This is a genomic window from Niallia sp. M35 (genome assembly GCF_050971705.1).
GTDB lineage: Bacteria > Bacillota > Bacilli > Bacillales > Cytobacillaceae > Niallia > Niallia circulans_A.
Map to the genome: position 1 here is coordinate 23,541 of NZ_JBPCEP010000022.1, position 21,410 is coordinate 44,950.

At 38.7% G+C, this 21,410-nt stretch carries 25 protein-coding genes; all 25 read right to left on the reverse strand.

Annotated features, from left to right (window positions below; genetic code table 11):
- Nucleotides 1-22: 22 nt before the first annotated feature.
- A complete protein-coding gene (gene rplF, locus NiCM35_RS23835; protein ID WP_095333640.1) occupies nucleotides 23-559 on the reverse strand; it encodes a 50S ribosomal protein L6 in 537 nt (178 codons plus the stop codon).
- Between the two features lie 31 nt (nucleotides 560-590).
- Nucleotides 591-989: a 30S ribosomal protein S8 gene (rpsH, locus tag NiCM35_RS23840; protein WP_016204570.1), complete on the reverse strand. Its 399-nt coding sequence runs from the start codon at nucleotides 987-989 to the stop codon at nucleotides 591-593.
- A 30-nt stretch (nucleotides 990-1,019) separates the two neighbouring features.
- Nucleotides 1,020-1,205: a 30S ribosomal protein S14 gene (gene rpsN / locus NiCM35_RS23845; protein ID WP_009499044.1), complete on the reverse strand. Its 186-nt coding sequence runs from the start codon at nucleotides 1,203-1,205 to the stop codon at nucleotides 1,020-1,022.
- A gap of 25 nt (nucleotides 1,206-1,230) precedes the next feature.
- Nucleotides 1,231-1,770, reverse strand: coding sequence for a 50S ribosomal protein L5 (gene rplE / locus NiCM35_RS23850; protein ID WP_047943719.1), 540 nt, complete (start codon nucleotides 1,768-1,770; stop codon nucleotides 1,231-1,233).
- Between the two features lie 27 nt (nucleotides 1,771-1,797).
- Nucleotides 1,798-2,109: a 50S ribosomal protein L24 gene (rplX, locus tag NiCM35_RS23855; RefSeq protein ID WP_016204568.1), complete on the reverse strand. Its 312-nt coding sequence runs from the start codon at nucleotides 2,107-2,109 to the stop codon at nucleotides 1,798-1,800.
- 36 nt (nucleotides 2,110-2,145) lie between these two features.
- Nucleotides 2,146-2,514, reverse strand: coding sequence for a 50S ribosomal protein L14 (gene rplN / locus NiCM35_RS23860; protein WP_016204567.1), 369 nt, complete (start codon nucleotides 2,512-2,514; stop codon nucleotides 2,146-2,148).
- A 38-nt stretch (nucleotides 2,515-2,552) separates the two neighbouring features.
- A complete protein-coding gene (rpsQ, locus tag NiCM35_RS23865) occupies nucleotides 2,553-2,816 on the reverse strand; it encodes a 30S ribosomal protein S17 (protein ID WP_031537905.1) in 264 nt (87 codons plus the stop codon).
- Nucleotides 2,817-2,836: 20 nt separating this feature from the next.
- The gene (rpmC, locus tag NiCM35_RS23870; protein ID WP_003351417.1) at nucleotides 2,837-3,040 is read right to left on the reverse strand and encodes a 50S ribosomal protein L29; all 204 of its coding nucleotides are present in this window, start codon (nucleotides 3,038-3,040) and stop codon (nucleotides 2,837-2,839) included.
- Complete coding sequence (rplP, locus tag NiCM35_RS23875) at nucleotides 3,030-3,464, reverse strand: 50S ribosomal protein L16 (protein ID WP_016204565.1); 435 nt, start codon at nucleotides 3,462-3,464, stop codon at nucleotides 3,030-3,032. The genes rpmC and rplP overlap by 11 nt, the downstream gene beginning before the upstream one ends.
- A 1-nt stretch (nucleotide 3,465) precedes the next feature.
- On the reverse strand, nucleotides 3,466-4,122 hold the full coding sequence (gene rpsC, locus NiCM35_RS23880) for a 30S ribosomal protein S3 (RefSeq protein WP_047943718.1): 657 nt from the start codon (nucleotides 4,120-4,122) through the stop codon (nucleotides 3,466-3,468).
- Nucleotides 4,123-4,125: 3 nt separating this feature from the next.
- A complete protein-coding gene (gene rplV / locus NiCM35_RS23885; RefSeq protein WP_047943717.1) occupies nucleotides 4,126-4,467 on the reverse strand; it encodes a 50S ribosomal protein L22 in 342 nt (113 codons plus the stop codon).
- 18 nt (nucleotides 4,468-4,485) lie between these two features.
- Nucleotides 4,486-4,764, reverse strand: a complete 279-nt coding sequence (rpsS, locus tag NiCM35_RS23890) for a 30S ribosomal protein S19 (protein WP_016204562.1) — start codon at nucleotides 4,762-4,764, stop codon at nucleotides 4,486-4,488.
- A gap of 60 nt (nucleotides 4,765-4,824) precedes the next feature.
- Entirely contained in the window at nucleotides 4,825-5,655 is an 831-nt protein-coding gene (gene rplB / locus NiCM35_RS23895) for a 50S ribosomal protein L2 (RefSeq protein ID WP_016204561.1), read from the reverse strand.
- 30 nt (nucleotides 5,656-5,685) lie between these two features.
- Complete coding sequence (gene rplW, locus NiCM35_RS23900) at nucleotides 5,686-5,970, reverse strand: 50S ribosomal protein L23 (protein ID WP_016204560.1); 285 nt, start codon at nucleotides 5,968-5,970, stop codon at nucleotides 5,686-5,688.
- On the reverse strand, nucleotides 5,970-6,593 hold the full coding sequence (gene rplD, locus NiCM35_RS23905; protein WP_095333638.1) for a 50S ribosomal protein L4: 624 nt from the start codon (nucleotides 6,591-6,593) through the stop codon (nucleotides 5,970-5,972). The genes rplW and rplD overlap by 1 nt, the downstream gene beginning before the upstream one ends.
- Before the next feature lie 28 nt (nucleotides 6,594-6,621).
- On the reverse strand, nucleotides 6,622-7,248 hold the full coding sequence (rplC, locus tag NiCM35_RS23910) for a 50S ribosomal protein L3 (protein ID WP_095333636.1): 627 nt from the start codon (nucleotides 7,246-7,248) through the stop codon (nucleotides 6,622-6,624).
- 39 nt (nucleotides 7,249-7,287) lie between these two features.
- Nucleotides 7,288-7,596, reverse strand: coding sequence for a 30S ribosomal protein S10 (rpsJ, locus tag NiCM35_RS23915; RefSeq protein ID WP_009336571.1), 309 nt, complete (start codon nucleotides 7,594-7,596; stop codon nucleotides 7,288-7,290).
- Nucleotides 7,597-8,135: 539 nt separating this feature from the next.
- Nucleotides 8,136-9,323, reverse strand: coding sequence for an elongation factor Tu (tuf, locus tag NiCM35_RS23920; RefSeq protein ID WP_095333634.1), 1,188 nt, complete (start codon nucleotides 9,321-9,323; stop codon nucleotides 8,136-8,138).
- A gap of 117 nt (nucleotides 9,324-9,440) precedes the next feature.
- The gene (gene fusA / locus NiCM35_RS23925) at nucleotides 9,441-11,516 is read right to left on the reverse strand and encodes an elongation factor G (RefSeq protein WP_095333632.1); all 2,076 of its coding nucleotides are present in this window, start codon (nucleotides 11,514-11,516) and stop codon (nucleotides 9,441-9,443) included.
- Between the two features lie 47 nt (nucleotides 11,517-11,563).
- Nucleotides 11,564-12,034: a 30S ribosomal protein S7 gene (rpsG, locus tag NiCM35_RS23930; protein ID WP_016204554.1), complete on the reverse strand. Its 471-nt coding sequence runs from the start codon at nucleotides 12,032-12,034 to the stop codon at nucleotides 11,564-11,566.
- 40 nt (nucleotides 12,035-12,074) lie between these two features.
- Entirely contained in the window at nucleotides 12,075-12,497 is a 423-nt protein-coding gene (gene rpsL / locus NiCM35_RS23935; RefSeq protein ID WP_047943712.1) for a 30S ribosomal protein S12, read from the reverse strand.
- 100 nt (nucleotides 12,498-12,597) lie between these two features.
- Nucleotides 12,598-12,846, reverse strand: a complete 249-nt coding sequence (locus tag NiCM35_RS23940) for a 50S ribosomal protein L7ae-like protein (protein WP_047943711.1) — start codon at nucleotides 12,844-12,846, stop codon at nucleotides 12,598-12,600.
- 216 nt (nucleotides 12,847-13,062) lie between these two features.
- Nucleotides 13,063-16,662, reverse strand: a complete 3,600-nt coding sequence (gene rpoC, locus NiCM35_RS23945; protein WP_047943710.1) for a DNA-directed RNA polymerase subunit beta' — start codon at nucleotides 16,660-16,662, stop codon at nucleotides 13,063-13,065.
- Nucleotides 16,663-16,867: 205 nt separating this feature from the next.
- Complete coding sequence (gene rpoB / locus NiCM35_RS23950; protein ID WP_047943709.1) at nucleotides 16,868-20,428, reverse strand: DNA-directed RNA polymerase subunit beta; 3,561 nt, start codon at nucleotides 20,426-20,428, stop codon at nucleotides 16,868-16,870.
- Between the two features lie 248 nt (nucleotides 20,429-20,676).
- Nucleotides 20,677-21,282, reverse strand: a complete 606-nt coding sequence (locus tag NiCM35_RS23955) for a class I SAM-dependent methyltransferase (RefSeq protein ID WP_123260146.1) — start codon at nucleotides 21,280-21,282, stop codon at nucleotides 20,677-20,679.
- Nucleotides 21,283-21,410: the final 128 nt, after the last annotated feature.

Sequence of the window (21,410 nt, forward strand, 5' to 3'; positions counted from 1 at the left end):
CCTTTCGTTTACCTATGCGGCATTACTTACCAGTTTTACCTTCTTTTCTACGTACATATTCGCCTTCATAACGGATACCTTTCCCTTTATAAGGTTCTGGTGGACGAACGTCACGAATGTTAGCAGCAAGTGCTCCAACACGCTCTTTACTAGTTCCTTTTACAACTACTTTCGTAGCAGATGGTACTTCGATTTCAATACCAGCTTCTGGTTCGATTTCTACTGGATGAGAGTAACCTACGTTCAATACAAGTTTGCTTCCTTGTTTTTGAGCACGGTAACCGACACCGATTAATTCAAGACCTCTCTCAAAGCCTTTTGAAACACCCTCCACCATGTTAGATAACAATGCACGAGTTGTTCCATGTAATGCACGATGTTCCTTCACATCAGAAGGACGAGTTACATTAATCACGTTTTCTTCTAAGCTGATCGCAATATCAGAATTAAAAGTACGAGTTAATTCACCTTTAGGACCTTTCACCGTTACAGTACTTTTATCAATAGTAACTGTAACGCCTGCTGGTACTTCGATTGGTTTTTTACCTACACGAGACATTTAGTTGCACCTCCATTCATTAAACCTATTATTACCAAACGTATGCTAATACTTCTCCGCCAACTTGTTTCGCACGAGCTTCTTTATCAGTAAGTACTCCTTGAGAAGTAGAAACTAATGCAATTCCAAGACCGTTTAATACACGAGGTACTTCTGTTGCTTTCGCATAAACACGAAGACCAGGTTTACTAATTCTTTTAAGTCCAGTTATTACACGCTCGTTGCTTGAACCGTATTTTAAGAAAATGCGGATAATACCTTGTTTGTTGTCTTCGATATATTCTACATCACGTACAAAACCTTCACGCTTTAAGATTTCAGCGATCTCTTTTTTGATGTTAGAAGCAGGAACTTCTAATTTTTCGTGACGAACCATATTCGCATTACGGATTCTTGTAAGCAAATCTGCAATTGGATCTGTCATAACCATTTGTATTTACCTCCTTCCCAATATCGGGTTTTACCAGCTAGCTTTTTTCACACCAGGAATTTGTCCCTTATACGCTAATTCGCGGAAACAAATACGGCAAAGCTTAAATTTACGGTACACAGAATGTGGACGACCACAACGTTCGCAACGTGTGTATTCTTGTACTTTATATTTAGGCGTGCGTTTTTGTTTCGCAATCATTGACTTCTTAGCCACATCTTCGCCTCCCTCTAATTAGAGATTACTTTTGGAACGGCATTCCAAATTGAGTTAACAGTTCACGAGCTTCTTCATCTGTTTTTGCAGTTGTAACGATAACAATATCCATTCCTCTAACTTTGTTTACTTTATCGTAATCAATTTCAGGGAAAATCAATTGTTCTTTAACACCTAAAGTGTAGTTACCGCGTCCATCAAATGATTTTTTAGATACACCACGGAAGTCACGTACACGTGGAAGAGAAACAGATACAAGTTTATCAAGGAATTGATACATGCGTTCTCCACGAAGAGTAACTTTTGCTCCGATAGGCATTCCTTCACGTAGACGGAAACCTGCAATTGACTTCTTAGCACGAGTGATTACTGGCTTTTGACCTGTAATTTGTGCTAATTCTTCAACAGCAACATCTAATGCTTTAGCGTTTGCTACCGCATCACCGACACCCATGTTAACAACGATTTTTTCCAGTTTTGGAACTTCCATAACTGATTTATAATTGAACTTGCTCATAAGAGCAGGAGTAGTTTCTTTAACAAATTTTTCTTTTAGGCGGTTCATTCATTGTACCTCCCTTCTTCATTTGAACTATTTATCTAGAATTTCACCGGATTTTTTCGCTACGCGTACTTTTTTACCATCAACCGTTTTTGATCCTACACGAGTAGGTTCACCAGTTTTAGGGTCGATAGGCATAACGTTGGATACATGAATAGCAGCTTCCTGGTCATTGATTCCACCTTGTGGATTCAATTGGGATGGCTTAGAGTGCTTCTTAACAATGTTGATTCCTTCAACGATCACGCGATCTTTTTTAGGGAATGCAGCAAGAACAACACCAGTTTTGCCTTTATCCTTACCAGAGATGACCATTACTTTGTCACCTTTTTTAACATGCATCTTTTCGCACCTCCTTAAAGGCAATTAAAATTTATATTATAGTACTTCTGGAGCTAATGATACAATCTTCATAAAGTTGTTATCGCGAAGTTCGCGTGCAACTGGTCCAAAGATACGTGTTCCACGTGGACTCTTATCATCACGGATAATTACACATGCGTTTTCATCGAAACGAATGTAAGTACCGTCTGCACGACGAACACCACTTTTAGTTCTAACGACTACTGCTTTAACTACGTCACCTTTTTTAACAACGCCACCTGGTGTTGCTTGTTTCACAGTAACGACGATGATATCACCGATGTTTGCAGTTTTACGTCCTGAACCACCAAGAACTTTAATAGTAAGTACTTCACGAGCACCAGAGTTGTCAGCAACTTTCAAACGTGATTCTTGTTGAATCATGTGTGTAACCTCCCTTCGGGATGCTTAATTCCGAACAATTATATAATAACTGCTTTTTCTACTACTTCTACAAGACGGAAACGTTTTGTAGCTGATAACGGGCGAGTTTCCATAATGCGTACGATATCGCCAGTTTTTGCTGTGTTTTGCTCATCATGAGCTTTATACTTCTTAGAGTATTTCACGCGTTTGCCATATAAAGGGTGTTTTTTGTATGTTTCAACAACAACTGTAATGGTTTTATCCATTTTATCAGATACAACACGACCAGTATAGACTTTGCGTTGATTGCGTTCGCTCATTCTACGAACCTCCTCTCAACTTATCGATTATTGACGCCGATTTCTCTCTCACGAATGACAGTTTTCATTCGAGCGATCGCTTTGCGTACTTCACGAATGCGAGCTGTATTTTCAAGTTGTCCAGTCGCTAATTGAAAGCGAAGGTTGAAAAGCTCTTCTTTTAAGGATTTAACTTTTTGTTCAATTTCAGCAGTGGTAAGGTCACGAATTTCATTAGCTTTCATTAGTTTCACCACCAATTTCTTCACGTTTTACAAACTTACATTTAACAGGAAGTTTGTGCGCTGCAAGACGAAGAGCTTCACGAGCGATCTCTTCAGATACACCAGCTACTTCGAACATAATTTTTCCGGGCTTAACTACCGCTACCCAACCTTCAGGAGCACCCTTACCGGAACCCATTCGGACTTCAAGAGGCTTAGCAGTGTAAGGCTTATGAGGGAAAATTTTAATCCAAACTTTACCGCCACGTTTCATATAACGTGTCATTGCAATACGAGCAGACTCGATTTGACGGTTTGTAATCCAAGAAGCTTCTAAAGATTGTAAACCATATTCACCGAATGCAACTTCTGTACCACCTTTTGCTTGACCACGCATTTTACCACGATGAACACGACGATATTTTACACGTTTAGGTAGTAACATATTATTTGCCTCCTTCCTCAGTTTTCTTCTTCGTTGGAAGGATCTCTCCACGATAGATCCAAACTTTTACACCTAATTTACCATAAGTTGTATCAGCTTCAGCAGTTGCATAGTCGATATCTGCGCGTAGAGTGTGCAATGGAACAGTTCCTTCGCTATAAGACTCTGAACGAGCGATATCTGCGCCGCCTAGACGACCTGATACCATTGTTTTGATACCTTTAGCACCAGCACGCATTGAACGTTGGATTGCTTGTTTTTGAGCACGACGGAAAGATACACGGTTTTCTAATTGACGAGCAATGTTCTCAGCAACTAGTTTCGCATCCATATCTGCTCTTTTAATTTCTAAAATATTGATGTGTACACGTTTGCCAGTAAGTGAGTTAAGAGCTTTACGTAAAGCTTCAACTTCTGTTCCACCTTTACCAATAACCATACCTGGTTTAGCAGTGTGGATAGTAACATTTAAGCGGTTAGCAGCACGCTCGATTTCTACTTTAGAAACAGAAGCATCACTTAGGCGTTTTGTAATATACTCACGTACCTTTAGGTCTTCGTGTAAAAGATCAGCATAGTCTTTACCTGCGAACCATTTAGATTCCCAGTCACGAATGATCCCGACACGTAAACCGACTGGATTTACTTTTTGACCCACTAATTACCCCTCCTTCTTTTCTGATACAACGATAGTGATGTGGCTAGTACGTTTGTTAATTTGACTTGCACGACCTTGTGCACGTGGACGGAATCTCTTTAGAGTTGGTCCTTCATTAACGTATGCTTGCTCAACCACTAGGTTATTAATATCCATTTCGTAGTTATGCTCTGCGTTAGCAATAGCAGATTTTAAAACTTTCTCTACGATTGGAGAAGCTGCTTTTGGAGTTAACTTCAAAATAGCTACCGCTTCACCAACTTGCTTTCCTCGAATTAAATCTACGACTAAACGAGCTTTACGAGGAGCAATACGAACTGTATTTGCAACAGCTTTTGCTTGCATTAGAATGCCCTCCTCTCATTAACGTCTTGTTTTCTTATCGTCACTTGCATGACCTTTGTAAGTACGAGTTGGAGCAAATTCTCCAAGTTTGTGACCTACCATGTCTTCAGTAACATAAACTGGAACATGTTTACGACCATCATAAACAGCGATTGTTTGACCGATGAATTGTGGGAAGATCGTAGAACGACGAGACCAAGTTTTCACAACTTGCTTCTTATCACTATCACTTAATTTTTCGATCTTTGTTAGTAAATGATCATCAACAAAAGGTCCTTTTTTTAAGCTGCGACCCATAATGGAACCTCCCTTCGTGATTGTTCTACGGTTCTATCATTGAACCGTAGTTCAACCCCGTTATTTTTTACGGCTACGTACAATAAATTTATCAGATTTATTTTTCTTGCTACGCGTTTTGTAACCAAGTGTTGGTTTACCCCATGGAGACATTGGTGATTTACGTCCGATTGGAGCGCGTCCTTCACCACCACCGTGTGGATGGTCATTAGGGTTCATTACAGATCCACGTACAGTTGGGCGTTTACCTAACCAACGATTACGACCTGCTTTACCAATGTTGATTAATTCATGTTGTTCATTACCAACTTGACCGATTGATGCACGGCAAGTAGCAAGAATTAAACGAACTTCACCAGAATTTAAACGTACAAGTACGTATTTCCCTTCTTTACCAAGCACTTGAGCACTTGTTCCAGCAGAGCGAACTAATTGTCCACCTTTACCTGGTTTTAACTCGATGTTGTGGATTACTGTACCAACTGGAATGTTAGCAAGTGGTAATGCATTACCTGGCTTGATATCAGCCTCAGGCCCTGACATAACTTCTAATCCAACTTCTAAATTTTTCGGTGCAAGAATGTAGCGTTTTTCACCGTCTACATAATTGATTAACGCGATATTAGCAGATCTATTTGGATCGTACTCAATTGTAGCAACGCGTCCTGGAATGCCATCTTTGTCACGTTTAAAATCGATTACACGATATTGACGCTTATGACCTCCACCTTGATGACGAACAGTTAACTTACCTTGGTTATTACGGCCGCCTTTTCTGTGTAAAGGAGCAAGTAATGACTTTTCAGGAGTACTTGTAGTGATTTCACTAAAGTCTGAAGACGTCATATTACGTCGACCGTTGGAGGTAGGTTTATATTTTTTAATCGCCATTTGTGTTCCCTCCTCTTCTAAATATTATTATTAAGCTTCAAAGAATTCGATTTCTTTGCTGTCAGCTGTTAATTTAACAATTGCCTTACGACGTTTGTTTGTGTATCCACCAAAACGTCCCATACGCTTGAATTTACCTTTGTAGTTCATGATGTTAACTTTTTCAACTTTAACGCCAAAGATTTCTTCGACAGCATCTTTAACTTGAGTTTTATTAGCTCTTACATCAACTTCAAACGTGTATTTTTTATCAACCATTAAATCAGTAGAACGTTCAGTGATAACGGGGCGCTTAATCGTATCGCGTGCATCCATTATGCAAGCACCTCCTCTACTTTTTCAACCGCTGCTTTTGTCATGATTAATTTATCATGGTTTAAAACATCTAATACTGTAATTCCAGAAGCAGTAACAACTGTTACCCCCGGGATGTTACGAGCAGATAATGCTACGTTTTCATCAAGGTCAGCTGTAACGATTAATGCTTTCTTTTCTACAGAAAGATTACCTAATACGGCTTTGAAATCTTTAGTTTTAGGTGCATCAAAAGCAAGGCTTTGTAATACTAAAATATTTTCTTCTAATACTTTAGTAGATAATGCGGATTTAATTGCTAATCTACGAACTTTTTTAGGTAATTTATAGCTATAGCTACGCGGAACCGGTCCAAATACCGTACCACCACCACGCCATTGTGGAGATCTGATAGATCCTTGACGTGCACGTCCTGTACCTTTTTGGCGCCATGGCTTACGTCCACCACCAGCAACCTCAGAACGAATTTTAGTTTTATGAGTTCCTTGACGTAAAGAAGCTCTTTGCATAACAACTGCTTCAAATAAAACACTTTTGTTAGGCTCGATACCAAATACTGATTCATTTAATTCGATATCTCCAGCTTGCTTACCGTCTTGGTTGAATAATGCAACTTTAGGCATTCTTATTTCCTCCTTTCCAGATTAATAATTATGCTTTAACAGCAGTTTTGATTTTTAATAAAGCTTTTCTAGCTCCAGGTACATTACCTTTAATTAATAGAAGATTGCGTTCTGCATCTACTTTAACGATTTCTAAGTTTTGAACAGTAATTTGTTCTCCACCCATACGTCCTGGTAATGCTTTCCCTTTAAATACACGGTTTGGTGCTACAGGTCCCATTGAACCCGGACGACGATGGTAACGAGATCCGTGAGCCATTGGTCCACGAGATTGTCCATGGCGCTTAATCGAACCTTGGAAACCTTTCCCTTTAGAAACACCTGTTACATCCACTATATCGCCTTCAGCGAAAATACTTACATTGACTTCTTGACCAACCTCGTACTCTTCCACGCTAACATCTCTAAATTCACGAACGAAGCGCTTAGGAGCAGTACTTGCTTTAGCAACATGTCCTTGTTCAGGTTTGTTAGCTAACTTTTCACGTTTGTTTTCAAATCCGATTTGTACTGCTGCATAGCCATCAGCTTCAACAGTTTTCTTTTGAAGAACAACGTTCTCAGCAGCTTCCACTACAGTTACAGGGATAAGATTGCCGTTATCAGCGAATACTTGAGTCATACCTATTTTTCTTCCTAAGATTCCTTTGGTCATTTAAGTCACACCTCCTGATTGTTTAAATGTTTATTTCAATTATAATTTAATTTCGATATCTACACCTGACGGTAAATCCAGACGCATTAGTGAATCAACTGTTTGTGGAGTTGGGTTCACGATGTCGATTAGACGTTTATGCGTACGCATTTCAAACTGTTCACGAGAATCTTTATATTTATGAACCGCACGTAGGATTGTGTATATAGACTTCTCTGTTGGTAACGGAATCGGTCCAGATACAGCAGCACCAGAACGTTTTGCAGTTTCAACGATTTTCTCAGCTGATTGATCCAAAATTCTATGATCATACGCTTTTAAACGAATACGAATTTTTTGTTTTGCCATTATTTTCCCTCCTTTTCGCCTATTTTAGAATAGACATTCTCCGCAGGAATTTCCCACACACTCGCCATGGCAAAGCGGCCGGGTGTGTCAGCAACCTCCCACATCATCGCAAGTCAAAGACCAACATTGTCTATTATACATAAAAACGCCTAGAAAAGCAACAACATTTATTATTTTTCTTTCGTTTTAGTACACTCAGATTATTATACATATTCCATGATCATATTTCAACCCAATGTATAATTGTCAGTCAATTGGTAATGAACCGTTTAGATTGAGAAAACTATTATTAAGACTTTTATATTCTAACAAAAAATAGTGAAAGATTATATAGAAAGATTTTGGAAAACGTCTTTCTTCTATATTAATAACCCTATCTATTATAGCTAACCTGAGAATATTTAAACATTATTCCTTTATACAATCATTATCCAAATAGCATAATAACTATTTGCGCTCCTAAATCTATTTTAATACGATGGATTTGTTCACAAAAAAAAAACAAGCTGACGAATCAGCTTGTTTTTTATCAAAGGTTATTATTCAACGATAGTAGCAACGACACCAGCGCCTACTGTACGTCCACCTTCACGAATAGAGAATTTAGTTCCTTCTTCGATAGCGATAGAAGAAATTAATTCAACATCCATTTCGATGTTATCGCCAGGCATAACCATTTCTACACCTTCAGGTAAGTTACAAATACCAGTTACATCAGTTGTACGGAAGTAGAACTGAGGACGGTAGTTTGTGAAGAATGGAGTATGACGTCCACCTTCTTCTTTTGATAATACGTAAACTTCTGCTTTGAATTTTACGTGTGGAGTAATTGAACCTGGTTTTGCTAATACTTGACCACGTTGGATTTCTTCACGAGCAACCCCACGAAGAAGTGCACCAATGTTATCTCCAGCTTCAGCATAATCAAGTAATTTACGGAACATTTCAACACCAGTTACAGTAGTTGATTTTTTCTCTTCAGCTAAACCGATGATGTCTACAACGTCACCAACTTTAACTTGTCCACGCTCAACACGACCTGTTGCAACTGTACCACGACCAGTGATTGAGAATACATCCTCAACTGGCATCATGAATGGTTTGTCAGTGTCACGAGTTGGAGTTGGGATATATTCATCAACTGCAGCCATAAGCTCAGTGATTTTTTCTTCCCAAGCAGCATCTCCTTCAAGAGCTTTAAGAGCAGAACCTTTAATTACAGGAATATCATCACCAGGGAATTCATATTCTGTTAATAGGTCACGTACTTCCATTTCTACTAATTCTAATAATTCTTCATCATCAACCATATCACATTTGTTTAAGAATACTACTAAGTGAGGTACACCAACTTGACGAGAAAGAAGGATGTGCTCACGAGTTTGTGGCATTGGACCATCAGTAGCAGATACTACTAAGATACCACCATCCATTTGAGCAGCACCAGTGATCATGTTTTTAACATAGTCAGCATGTCCTGGGCAGTCAACGTGTGCATAGTGACGAGTAGCAGTTTCGTACTCAACGTGTGCAGTTGAGATTGTGATTCCACGCTCACGCTCTTCTGGAGCAGCGTCGATTTGATCATAACCGCGAGCTTCACCGCCACCAACTTTAGAAAGTACAGTTGTGATAGCAGCTGTTAATGTAGTTTTACCATGGTCAACGTGACCAATTGTTCCAATATTTACGTGTGGCTTAGAACGATCGTATTTAGCTTTTGCCATTAGGAAAATCCTCCTTTGATTTGTAAAAAATAAGTATTTTTATAGAGCTGTGATTAATGATCACAGCTTTATTGCCTACATAGTAGTTATACTTCATTAAAAAGGTAAAATCAACAATTACCCTTTATTTTTTTTGATGATCTCTTCAGAGATTGATTTTGGTACTTCTTCATAGTGATCAAACACCATAGAGAATACTCCACGACCTTGTGTGCTTGAACGTAATGTCGTAGCATAACCAAACATTTCAGAAAGAGGAACCATCGCACGAACAACTTGTGCGTTACCACGAGCTTCCATACCTTCAACACGTCCACGACGTGAAGTGATATTACCCATGATATCACCCATGTATTCTTCAGGGATGATAACTTCTACCTTCATAACAGGTTCAAGAATTACAGGATTACATTTAGATGCTGCATTTTTCAATGCCATTGAAGCAGCGATTTTGAACGCCATTTCAGATGAGTCAACATCATGGTATGATCCATCAAATAATTTAGCTTTGATGTCTACCATTGGATAACCAGCAAGTACTCCTCTTTGTAATGCATCTTCTAAACCAGCTTGAACCGGAGCGATGTATTCACGTGGAACAACACCACCGACGATAGCATTTTCAAATTCGAATCCTTTACCTTCTTCGTTTGGTGAGAACTCAATCCAAACGTGACCATATTGTCCACGTCCACCAGATTGACGTGTGAATTTCCCTTCAACTGCAGCAGATGAACGGAATGTTTCACGGTAAGCAACCTGAGGAGCACCAACATTAGCTTCAACTTTGAACTCACGACGCATACGGTCTACAAGAATATCTAAGTGAAGTTCACCCATACCAGCGATGATAACCTGACCAGTTTCCTGGTTTGTATGCGCGCGGAATGTTGGATCTTCTTCTTGTAATTTTTGTAGTGCAGTTGTCATTTTATCTTGGTCAGCTTTTGATTTTGGCTCAATAGACAATTCGATAACCGGCTCTGGGAATTCCATTGATTCTAAGATTACTAAATCCTTTTCATCACATAGAGTATCTCCAGTAGTAGTATCTTTTAAACCTACAGCTGCTGCGATATCACCAGCATATACTTCTGTAATCTCTTGACGGCTGTTTGCGTGCATTTGTAGAATACGTCCTACGCGCTCACGCTTACCTTTTGTAGAGTTTTGTACATATGAACCAGAGCTCAATGTACCAGAGTATACACGGAAGAATGTCAGTTTACCAACGAATGGATCTGTCATTACTTTGAATGCAAGAGCAGCGAATGGCTCATCATCACTTGAATGCTTTTCGATCACTTCATCTGAATCAGGAGCAGTACCTTTAATTGCTGGTACGTCTAATGGAGATGGTAAGTATTCAATAACAGCATCAAGCATTTTTTGAACACCTTTGTTTTTGAAAGCAGAACCACAGATTACTGGGTAGAATTCAACGTTAACTGTACCTTTACGGATAGCAGCTTTTAATTCATCAGTAGTGATTTCCTCACCACCAAGATATTTTTCCATTAACTCTTCATCAAGTTCAGCTACAGCTTCAACCAATTTCTCATGGTATTCTTCTGCTAACTCTCTGTAGTCTTCTGGAATTTCACGTTCTTGAATATCTGTTCCTAAGTCATTTCCGTAGAAAGTTGCTTTCATTTCAACTAAGTCAATGATACCTTCGAATTGATCTTCAGCACCAATTGGTAGTTGAATTGCATGAGCGTTTGCTTGTAAACGGTCATGTAAAGTTTTTAATGAATAAAGGAAATCTGCACCGATTTTATCCATTTTGTTTACGAATACTACACGAGGTACACCATATGTTGTTGCTTGACGCCAAACAGTTTCTGTTTGTGGCTCAACACCAGATTGTGCATCAAGTACTGCAACAGCACCATCAAGTACACGCAGAGAACGTTCAACTTCAACAGTGAAGTCTACGTGTCCTGGAGTATCAATGATGTTTACACGGTTACCTTTCCATTGTGCAGTTGTTGCTGCTGATGTGATGGTAATTCCACGCTCTTGTTCTTGCTCCATCCAGTCCATTTGAGATGCACCTTCGTGAGTTTCACCAATTTTGTGGATACGACCAGTGTAGTAAAGTACACGCTCAGTTGTAGTCGTTTTACCAGCATCAATATGTGCCATGATACCAATATTACGAGTGTTTTCTAAGGAGAACTCTCTTGCCATTTGGTCTTTCTCCTTTCATAATGAAAGTATTTTTGTAAATTATAATTTTACCAACGGTAGTGAGCAAACGCTTTGTTCGCTTCTGCCATTTTGTGTGTATCTTCACGTTTCTTAACTGATGCACCAGTGTTGTTAGCTGCATCTAAGATTTCGTTAGCTAGTCTCTCTTCCATTGTTTTCTCTCCGCGAAGACGAGCGTAGTTAACTAACCAGCGAAGACCTAAAGTTGTACGTCTTTCAGGACGAACCTCCACTGGAACTTGATAGTTAGAACCACCAACACGGCGTGCTCTTACTTCAAGAACTGGCATGATATTCTTTAATGCTTGATCAAATACTTCAATCGCTTCTTTTCCAGAACGCTCAGCAACGATTTCGAATGCTGAATACAGGATAGCTTGCGATTTCCCTCTTTTACCATCAATCATCATTTTGTTGATTAAACGAGATACAAGCTTTGAATTGTAAATCGGATCTGGTAATACGTCTCTTTTTGCTACAGGACCTTTACGTGGCATTTGATTTCCTCCTTTCAATTATGCTATAAATTCTATTTTATTATTTTTTAGCTGCTTTTGGTTTTTTAGTACCGTATTTAGAACGACCTTGCATACGGTTGTTAACTCCAGCAGTATCAAGCGCACCGCGTACGATATGATAACGTACCCCCGGTAAGTCTTTTACACGTCCTCCACGGATTAGTACAACACTATGTTCTTGTAGGTTGTGACCAATACCAGGAATGTATGCTGTTACTTCGATACCATTTGTTAAACGAACACGTGCATATTTACGTAATGCAGAGTTTGGTTTTTTCGGTGTCATTGTACCAACACGAGTACATACCCCACGTTTTTGAGGTGAAGATACGTTTGTTTGTGCTTTTTTGAAACTGTTATAACCTTTGTTTAACGCAGGAGACTTCGACTTCTCTTCAGTAGATTGACGAGGCTTGCGCACTAATTGGTTAATTGTTGGCATTTCTTTTTCCTCCCTTCCTTTATGTTTGAAGCCCACACATCCAGGTGGTTCATATTAGGGCAAAAACAAAGTTCTCATGGTTAATTCCATAAAAACAGTTTTAAATAATTATGGCAACAGTCGCTGCGCCTACTTCTATTCCGCATGATTCGCCAAGCTTCTTCATGGATTCAACAAGTATAATAGGAATATTCACTTCTTCAGCTACCTCAGATACCTTTCTAATGATCATCGGATCGGCATCCTCTGCAACGATAACCTCAGTTGCAATCCCTTTTTTTAACGCTTTTACTGTTTGCTTTGTTCCTACTACTATTTTACTTGCCTGTCGTACTTTTTCATAAGACATTTTTATATCCTCCAAAGCAACAGGTGAATAGGAGCACCTTTGATATAGTATCATCTATAAAATTAGATGTCAATTATTTTCCTAAAAAACTTTCCTTTAAAAAATAGATATGTTCATAAAAGGTATGGATGTTGACCTATCTATCAATTCACAAATGATAGATAGGTCAACGTAATAACCATATGCCTTTTTTGGAAAAGATCTAATTTATCGCTATTACTCTACAGTAACAGACTCTTCTGTTAGTTCTTCTGCAGTAATAGGTTCAGCATGACGATATCTTGGCATACCAGTTCCAGCAGGAACTAATTTACCAATAATTACATTCTCTTTCAATCCTAGTAATTCATCGCGTTTACCTTTAATCGCAGCATCTGTCAGAACTCTTGTAGTTTCTTGGAATGATGCAGCTGATAAGAATGAATCTGTTTCAAGAGATGCTTTTGTGATACCAAGTAATACCGGTCTTCCTGTTGCAGGAAGTTTTCCTTCTCTTAAAGCTTTTGCGTTTGCATCAGTAAATTGGTGAATGTCTAATAGAGTACCTGGTAATACATCTGTCTCACCAGCATCTACCACTCTGATTTTGCGTAGCATTTGGCGAACCATTACTTCTACGTGCTTATCACCAATTTCTACCCCTTGCATACGATAAACTTTTTGTACTTCACGAAGTAGATATTCTTGTACTGCTGTAACGTTTTTCACTTTAATTAATTCTTTCGGATCAATAGAACCTTCTGTTAATTCCTGCCCTTGCTCTACTACATCATCAACTTTTACTTTAAGTCTTGCTGTATAAGGAGCAGTATATGTTCTAGTTTCTAATTCACCTTGAACAACAATTTCATGTTGACGGTCTCTACCTTCGTTGATACCAACAACAACCCCTGCCATTTCCGTAATAACCGCTTGCCCTTTTGGATTACGAGCTTCGAATATTTCTTGGATACGAGGTAAACCTTGTGTGATATCGTCTCCAGCAACCCCACCAGTATGGAATGTACGCATTGTTAACTGTGTACCCGGTTCCCCGATAGATTGTGCTGCAATAATACCAACAGCTTCTCCAACTTCCACTTCTTGACCAGTTGCTAGGTTGCGACCATAACATTTTTTACATACACCATGACGAGTATTACATGTAAACGCCGACCGGATCCATACTTCTTCGATATTAGCTTCAACAATTTCCACTGCTAAATCTTCTGTAATAAGTCCATTTTCAGGAACAATAACTTCGTTTGTTTCTGGGTGTTTAATTGATCTTCTTGCATATCTTCCGATTAAACGCTCATCTAGTGATTCGATAATTTCTGTACCTTCTTTAAGCGCCGAAACTAATAATCCTCTGTCTGTACCACAATCATCCTCACGAACAATGACATCTTGTGCTACGTCAACAAGACGACGAGTCAAGTAACCAGAGTCTGCTGTTTTTAGTGCTGTATCGGCAAGACCTTTACGCGCACCATGTGTAGAGATAAAGTACTCTAATACCGTTAAACCTTCACGGAAACTTGAGATAATCGGTAATTCGATGATTCTACCAGCCGGGTTGGCCATCAAACCACGCATACCAGCAAGCTGTGTAAAGTTAGATGCGTTACCACGGGCTCCGGAGTCACTCATCATAAAGATTGGATTACGTTTATCTAAGGATTTCATCAGTTTTGCCTGGATTGTATCTTTTGCAGCACTCCAGATAGAAATAACGCGATCATAACGCTCTTCCTCTGTGATTAATCCACGTCTAAACTGTTTCATTACATTATCTACTTTGCTTTGTGCTTCTTCGATAATTTCTTGTTTTTCGCCTAATACTACGATGTCAGCTACACCAACAGTAATACCAGCTTTAGTAGAATGTTTAAATCCTAAGTCTTTCATTCTATCCAACATCTTAGAAGTTTCTGTTATCTTGAATCGTTTAAAGACTTCAGCAATTATATTACCTAAAATTTTCTTTTTGAACGGTTCGATAATTGGCAACTCTCTAATTGCAGCAGGTACATCTACACCTGGCTCAACAAAGTATCTTTCAGGAGTTTTTTCTTCTAAGTTTGTTTTCGTTGGTTCGTTAATGTACGGGAAAGATTTTGGTAAAATTTCATTGAACACTAACTTACCTACTGTTGTTAACAACAATTGTTTATTCTGTTCTTCTGTAAATGTTTCGTTATTTAAAGAACTAGCACGTACCGCCACACGAGTGTGTAAATGCACATAACCATTTTGATAAGCTAATAAAGCCTCATTTGTATCATTGAAGATCATACCTTCTCCAACTGCACCTTCACGCTCTAATGTTAGGTAGTAGTTTCCTAATACCATATCCTGCGAAGGAGTAACAACTGGCTTACCATCTTTAGGGTTCAAAATGTTTTGGGCTGCAAGCATAAGTAAACGAGCTTCTGCTTGTGCTTCAGATGATAACGGAACGTGAACCGCCATTTGGTCTCCGTCAAAGTCAGCGTTGTAAGCTGTACATACTAGCGGATGTAGACGAATTGCACGGCCTTCTACTAGCGTTGGTTCAAATGCTTGAATACCTAATCTGTGTAAAGTTGGGGCGCGGTTAAGTAAAACAGGGTGCTCCTTAATAACTTCCTCCAGCACATCCCAAACTTCCGGTTGAAGTCTTTCGATTTTTCTTTTCGCAGATTTAATATTGTGGGCAATACCCTTTTCTACTAACTCTTTCATTACGAAAGGCTTAAATAATTCAATCGCCATTTCTCTAGGTAGACCACATTGATACATCTTTAAGTTCGGACCTACAACGATAACAGAACGACCAGAATAATCAACACGTTTTCCTAATAAGTTTTGACGGAAACGTCCTTGTTTACCTTTAAGCATATGTGACAATGATTTAAGTGGTCTGTTACCAGGACCAGTTACTGGACGTCCGCGACGGCCGTTATCAATCAACGCATCTACAGCTTCTTGGAGCATACGTTTTTCGTTTTGTACGATAATGCTTGGTGCACCTAAGTCTAATAATCTTTTTAGACGATTATTACGGTTAATAACACGACGGTATAAATCATTTAGGTCAGAAGTCGCAAAGCGGCCACCATCTAATTGAACCATCGGGCGCAATTCTGGAGGAATTACTGGAAGCACGTCAAGAATCATCCAAGAAGGCTCATTTCCAGAACCACGGAACGCTTCTAATACTTCTAGTCTTTTAATCGCACGAGTTCTTCTTTGCCCTTGTGCTGTTTTTAATTCTTCTTTTAATGCATCTACTTCTTTATTTAAATCAATATCTGATAATAACTTCTTTATAGATTCAGCACCCATTGAAGCTTGGAACTTCACACCGTATTTATCACGGTATGCTCTATACTCTTTCTCTGAAAGAAGTTGTTTCTTCTCAAGAGCAGTGTCACCTGGATCTGTTACAACATAAGAAGCAAAATAAATAACTTCTTCCAGTGCACGTGGAGACATATCTAACACTAGACCCATACGGCTTGGGATTCCTTTGAAATACCAAATATGTGATACCGGAGCCGCTAATTCGATGTGTCCCATACGTTCACGACGAACCTTTGCACGAGTAACTTCTACTCCACAACGGTCACAGACTACCCCTTTGTATCTAACACGCTTGTATTTACCACAGTGACATTCCCAGTCTTTTGTAGGACCAAAAATACGCTCACAGAACAAGCCATCTTTTTCCGGTTTTAAAGTACGATAGTTAATTGTTTCTGGCTTTTTGACTTCACCAAATGACCATGAACGGATTTTATCTGGCGAAGCTAGACCTATTTTCATATATTCAAAATTATTAACATCCAACAAGGGTCCTACCTCCCTTTCGATCTTCAGGCTTTTGCCTTACTTAAAAACTTCTAAAAACATTTATAATCAAAGACAGGCCGTCACAAAAGGGTCTGACTTCACTTGAATAATCTATTTTAAAAGATATAAAAGGATCTTCTATCTAGATGTCTTCGCAGTGGAGTCTGACCCTTTTGTTTTTAGACAGGCCATGTTCATTACTTTATTATTCTTGCATGCCTACCTTTTCTGACTCAGGCTCTTGTGTTTCGGAAACAATTGTCAGAGATTCAGCTTGATGAATATCATCGTCATCATCTGTGTCTCTCATTTCAATTTCTTCTTCTGTGCTAGATAAGATTTTCACATCTAATCCTAAACTTTGCAGCTCTTTCATTAATACGCGGAATGATTCAGGAACTCCTGGTTCTGGAACGTTTTCTCCTTTAACAATCGCTTCATATGTTTTCACACGACCAACAACGTCATCTGATTTAACAGTAAGAATTTCTTGTAAAGTATAAGCAGCTCCATAAGCCTCCAGCGCCCAAACCTCCATCTCTCCAAAACGCTGACCACCGAACTGAGCTTTTCCTCCTAGTGGTTGTTGCGTTACTAAAGAATATGGTCCTGTTGAACGAGCATGTAGTTTATCATCAACCATATGAGCAAGTTTGATCATATACATAACTCCAACGGATACACGGTTATCAAAAGGTTCACCTGAACGTCCGTCATATAGTACTGTTTTCGCATCTTGCGCCATTCCAGCTTCTCTAATTGTTTCCCATACATCTTCCTCACGAGCACCATCAAATACTGGTGATGCAACATGGATATTTAAGCTTCTTGCAGCCATTCCCAGATGCAATTCTAATACCTGACCGATATTCATACGTGATGGTACACCTAGTGGATTTAACATGATATCAACTGGTGTTCCGTCTGGTAAGTATGGCATATCTTCTTCAGGTAAAATTCGGGAAATAACCCCTTTGTTACCGTGACGACCTGCCATCTTATCGCCTTCATGGATTTTACGTTTTTGAACAATATATACACGTACTAATTGGTTAACACCTGGTGGTAATTCGTCTCCATCTTCTCTATTGAAGACTTTAACATCGTGGACGATTCCGCCGCCACCATGTGGAACGCGTAAACTTGTATCACGTACTTCACGTGCTTTTTCACCAAAGATAGCATGTAATAATCTTTCTTCTGCTGTTAATTCAGTTACCCCTTTAGGTGTAACTTTACCAACAAGCAAATCACCATCTTTTACTTCGGCACCGATACGAATAATACCACGATCATCTAAGTTACGTAACGCATCTTCTCCGACATTCGGAATATCACGCGTAATTTCTTCTGGTCCTAATTTTGTATCACGAGATTCTGATTCATATTCTTCAATATGAATAGAAGTATAAACATCATCTTTTACTAAGCGTTCACTCATGATAATAGCATCCTCATAGTTGTATCCGTCCCATGTCATAAAGGCAACTAATACGTTACGTCCAAGGGCTAATTCACCAAGCTCCATAGAAGGACCATCAGCTAAAACCTCACCTTTTGTTACTTTATCACCTACAGCAACAATCGGGCGTTGATTATAACAAGTACCTTGGTTTGAACGAACAAACTTAAGCATCTTATATTTATCAAGATTTCCTTTTACTTCTTGACCATCTACTTCAGAAATACGTCTAACCCATACTTCACGAGCTTCTACATGTTCAACAATACCAGGATGCTTACAGATAACAGCTGCCCCTGAGTCTTTTCCTGAAACGTATTCCATTCCAGTTCCTACTCTTGGAGCTTCTGGCTGCATTAAAGGTACTGCTTGACGCTGCATGTTCGCACCCATTAAGGCACGGTTAGAGTCATCATTTTCTAAGAACGGGATACACGCAGTTGCAGCAGATACAACCTGCTTTGGAGATACGTCCATATAGTCTACACGATCACGCTTAACAACAACGTTCTCATCACGGAAACGTGCTACTACATCTTCATCTAAGAAAGAACCATCTTCCCCTAAACGAGCATTCGCTTGGGCAACAACATAGTTATCTTGTTCATCAGCTGTTAAATAATCAATTCGTGACGATACTTTACCTGTCTCAGGATCAACACGTCTGTATGGTGTTTCAATAAAACCAAAACGGTTTACTTTTGCATAAGAAGATAAAGAGTTAATCAAACCAATGTTTGGTCCCTCAGGTGTTTCAATCGGACACATACGGCCATAGTGAGAATAGTGAACGTCACGAACTTCCATTCCTGCACGTTCTCTTGTTAAACCACCAGGTCCTAATGCAGATAAACGACGTTTGTGTGTTAATTCTGCTAATGGATTTGTTTGGTCCATGAATTGAGAAAGCTGAGAGCTTCCAAAGAATTCTTTAATAGATGCAATAACAGGTCTGATATTAATTAACTGCTGCGGTGTAATAGTATTCGTGTCTTGAATAGACATTCTTTCACGAACAACACGCTCCATTCTTGATAAACCAATACGGAATTGATTTTGCAACAATTCGCCTACAGAACGAAGACGTCTGTTACCTAAATGGTCAATATCATCTGTTAGACCTACTCCATGTAATAAATTAAAGAAATAACTGATAGAAGCAATGATATCTGAAGGAGAGATGTTTTTCACAGCTTCTTCTACATATGCATTACTAATAACATTAATTTCTTTATCCCCTTCATCTAGTGGTGAATAAATTTTCACTGATTGTACAACAACATCATCTTCTAATACTCCGCCATACGGGCTCAGCTTTTTAAAGCCGATATTGTTTTCTAGATTAGGAATAATACGGTCAAGCGCACGGCGATCTAAAAGAGTTCCTTTTTCAGCGATAATCTCGCCAGTTTCAGGATCCACTAATGTTTCTGCTAAACGCTGATTAAATAATCTATTTTTAATATGAAGCTTTTTATTGATTTTATAACGACCTACATTCGCAAGGTCGTATCTTTTTGGATCGAAAAATCTCGATACCAATAGACTTTTTGCGTTTTCAACAGTAGGTGGTTCTCCTGGACGAAGACGCTCATAAATTTCTAATAGCGCTTTGTCTGTTCCTTCTGTGTTATCTTTTTCTAAAGTATTACGCAAATACTCATTGTCACCAATCAATTCAATAATCTCTTGATCGGAACCAAATCCTAATGCGCGTAAAAGAACAGTAACAGGAAGTTTACGTGTACGATCAATACGCACATATACTACATCCTTTGCATCTGTTTCATACTCTAGCCATGCTCCACGGTTAGGAATTACTGTTGCAGTAAATCCTTTTTTACCGTTTTTATCAAGTTTTCCATTATAATAAACACTTGGAGAACGTACTAACTGAGAAACGATAACTCGTTCCGCACCATTAATAACAAAAGTACCAGTTTCAGTCATAAGCGGGAAATCACCCATGAATACATCTTGGTCTTTTACTTCTCCTGTTTCTTTATTTACAAGACGAACCTTCACACGCAAAGGTGCAGAATATGTAACATCTCGCTCTTTCGATTCTTCCACTGAATACTTAGGATCTCCCAAGCTATAATCAATGAAATCAAGTGATAAATTGCCAGTAAAATCTTCAATAGGCGAAATGTCCTGGAACATTTCTCGCAATCCCTCATCTAAAAACCATTGATAGGAAGAGGTTTGGATTTCAATAAGATTTGGTAATTCTAAAACCTCACTAATTCGTGCGTAGCTTCTCCGCTGGCGGTGTCGTCCATACTGAACAAGTTGACCTGTCAACTGATTCACCCCTCAAATCAAACGTTATAGTACATCTATTAACATCTTATAAAAAAGGATATTAGACCCATTTTTATAAGACAAAAAGAAAAAGGGTTTTCCAATCAAAAAACCACATTTTCATATTTCTAATATTATTCTGTTAGTTTTTCCTTTTTACACCAATTTTATACAGTAACTTAGATAAAATTGCGAGTTTCAGAAAAATATTATATTGGCATTATACAATGCTATCACAACAAAAAGGACTAGTCAATCTTTTTTGCTTGAATTATAAAATAGCCTTTTTTCTTTTCTACTATGTTTACCTCTTTAAAGAATTCTTCTAATTTCGCAATAGCAGAGGGTGCTCCTTGTTTCTTTTGAATCACAACCCATAATTCCCCATTAGGTACTAAACACTCATAGCTTTGCTCAAAAATATCATGAACTACTTTCTTCCCCGCTCTTATCGGCGGATTAGTTAAAATAGAGGCAAACTTTTGTCCTTTCACACGAAGAAGTCGATCACTTTCATATATGCGAACATTTTCAACGCCGTTTTGTCTGGCATTTTCTTCTGCTAATTCAATAGCACGTAAATTAACATCAACCATATGGACCATTCTATTTGGGGAAGTCTTCGCAATAGATATACCTATCGGGCCATATCCACAGCCTACATCTAATATATCTCCATCTAAATCAGGCAAGGTATACGTCTCTATCAATAATCTAGACCCAAAGTCCACTTCTTTTTTAGAAAAGACTCCATTATCTGTTTTAAAACGTATTGTATTACCTTTAAGCGTAAAATTCCAGTAATTTGGATCGCTATTTACATTTTGGGTTCGGGAATAATAATGTTCCGTCATACGAACACCTCCTTAGGAGAATTTATTTAAGGAAGACTACTTGAGGATTGACTACAAAGCACAGCATCGTAATCAATTAAAAAGCGCAGACGACTTTTCCTAAAGTTATCTTATACCATCAGTAGCTT

Excerpts from the sequence above, each read along its gene's own strand:
- rplF (WP_095333640.1), bottom strand. The coding sequence starts at position 559 with ATGTCTCGTGTAGGTAAAAAACCAATCGAAGTACCAGCAGGCGTTACA.
- rpsH (WP_016204570.1), bottom strand. The coding sequence starts at position 989 with ATGGTTATGACAGATCCAATTGCAGATTTGCTTACAAGAATCCGTAAT.
- rplE (WP_047943719.1), bottom strand. The coding sequence starts at position 1,770 with ATGAACCGCCTAAAAGAAAAATTTGTTAAAGAAACTACTCCTGCTCTT.
- rplX (WP_016204568.1), bottom strand. The coding sequence starts at position 2,109 with ATGCATGTTAAAAAAGGTGACAAAGTAATGGTCATCTCTGGTAAGGAT.
- rplN (WP_016204567.1), bottom strand. The coding sequence starts at position 2,514 with ATGATTCAACAAGAATCACGTTTGAAAGTTGCTGACAACTCTGGTGCT.
- rpsQ (WP_031537905.1), bottom strand. The coding sequence starts at position 2,816 with ATGAGCGAACGCAATCAACGCAAAGTCTATACTGGTCGTGTTGTATCT.
- rpmC (WP_003351417.1), bottom strand. The coding sequence starts at position 3,040 with ATGAAAGCTAATGAAATTCGTGACCTTACCACTGCTGAAATTGAACAA.
- rplP (WP_016204565.1), bottom strand. The coding sequence starts at position 3,464 with ATGTTACTACCTAAACGTGTAAAATATCGTCGTGTTCATCGTGGTAAA.
- rplV (WP_047943717.1), bottom strand. The coding sequence starts at position 4,467 with ATGCAAGCAAAAGCTGTTGCAAATACAGTTCGTATTGCTCCTCGTAAA.
- rpsS (WP_016204562.1), bottom strand. The coding sequence starts at position 4,764 with ATGGGTCGCAGCTTAAAAAAAGGACCTTTTGTTGATGATCATTTACTA.
- rplB (WP_016204561.1), bottom strand. The coding sequence starts at position 5,655 with ATGGCGATTAAAAAATATAAACCTACCTCCAACGGTCGACGTAATATG.
- rplW (WP_016204560.1), bottom strand. The coding sequence starts at position 5,970 with ATGGATGCACGCGATACGATTAAGCGCCCCGTTATCACTGAACGTTCT.
- rplD (WP_095333638.1), bottom strand. The coding sequence starts at position 6,593 with ATGCCTAAAGTTGCATTATTCAACCAAGACGGTAAGCAAGCTGGAGAT.
- rplC (WP_095333636.1), bottom strand. The coding sequence starts at position 7,248 with ATGACCAAAGGAATCTTAGGAAGAAAAATAGGTATGACTCAAGTATTC.
- rpsJ (WP_009336571.1), bottom strand. The coding sequence starts at position 7,596 with ATGGCAAAACAAAAAATTCGTATTCGTTTAAAAGCGTATGATCATAGA.
- tuf (WP_095333634.1), bottom strand. The coding sequence starts at position 9,323 with ATGGCAAAAGCTAAATACGATCGTTCTAAGCCACACGTAAATATTGGA.
- fusA (WP_095333632.1), bottom strand. The coding sequence starts at position 11,516 with ATGGCAAGAGAGTTCTCCTTAGAAAACACTCGTAATATTGGTATCATG.
- rpsG (WP_016204554.1), bottom strand. The coding sequence starts at position 12,034 with ATGCCACGTAAAGGTCCTGTAGCAAAAAGAGACGTATTACCAGATCCG.
- rpsL (WP_047943712.1), bottom strand. The coding sequence starts at position 12,497 with ATGCCAACAATTAACCAATTAGTGCGCAAGCCTCGTCAATCTACTGAA.
- NiCM35_RS23940 (WP_047943711.1), bottom strand. The coding sequence starts at position 12,846 with ATGTCTTATGAAAAAGTACGACAGGCAAGTAAAATAGTAGTAGGAACA.
- NiCM35_RS23955 (WP_123260146.1), bottom strand. The coding sequence starts at position 21,282 with ATGACGGAACATTATTATTCCCGAACCCAAAATGTAAATAGCGATCCA.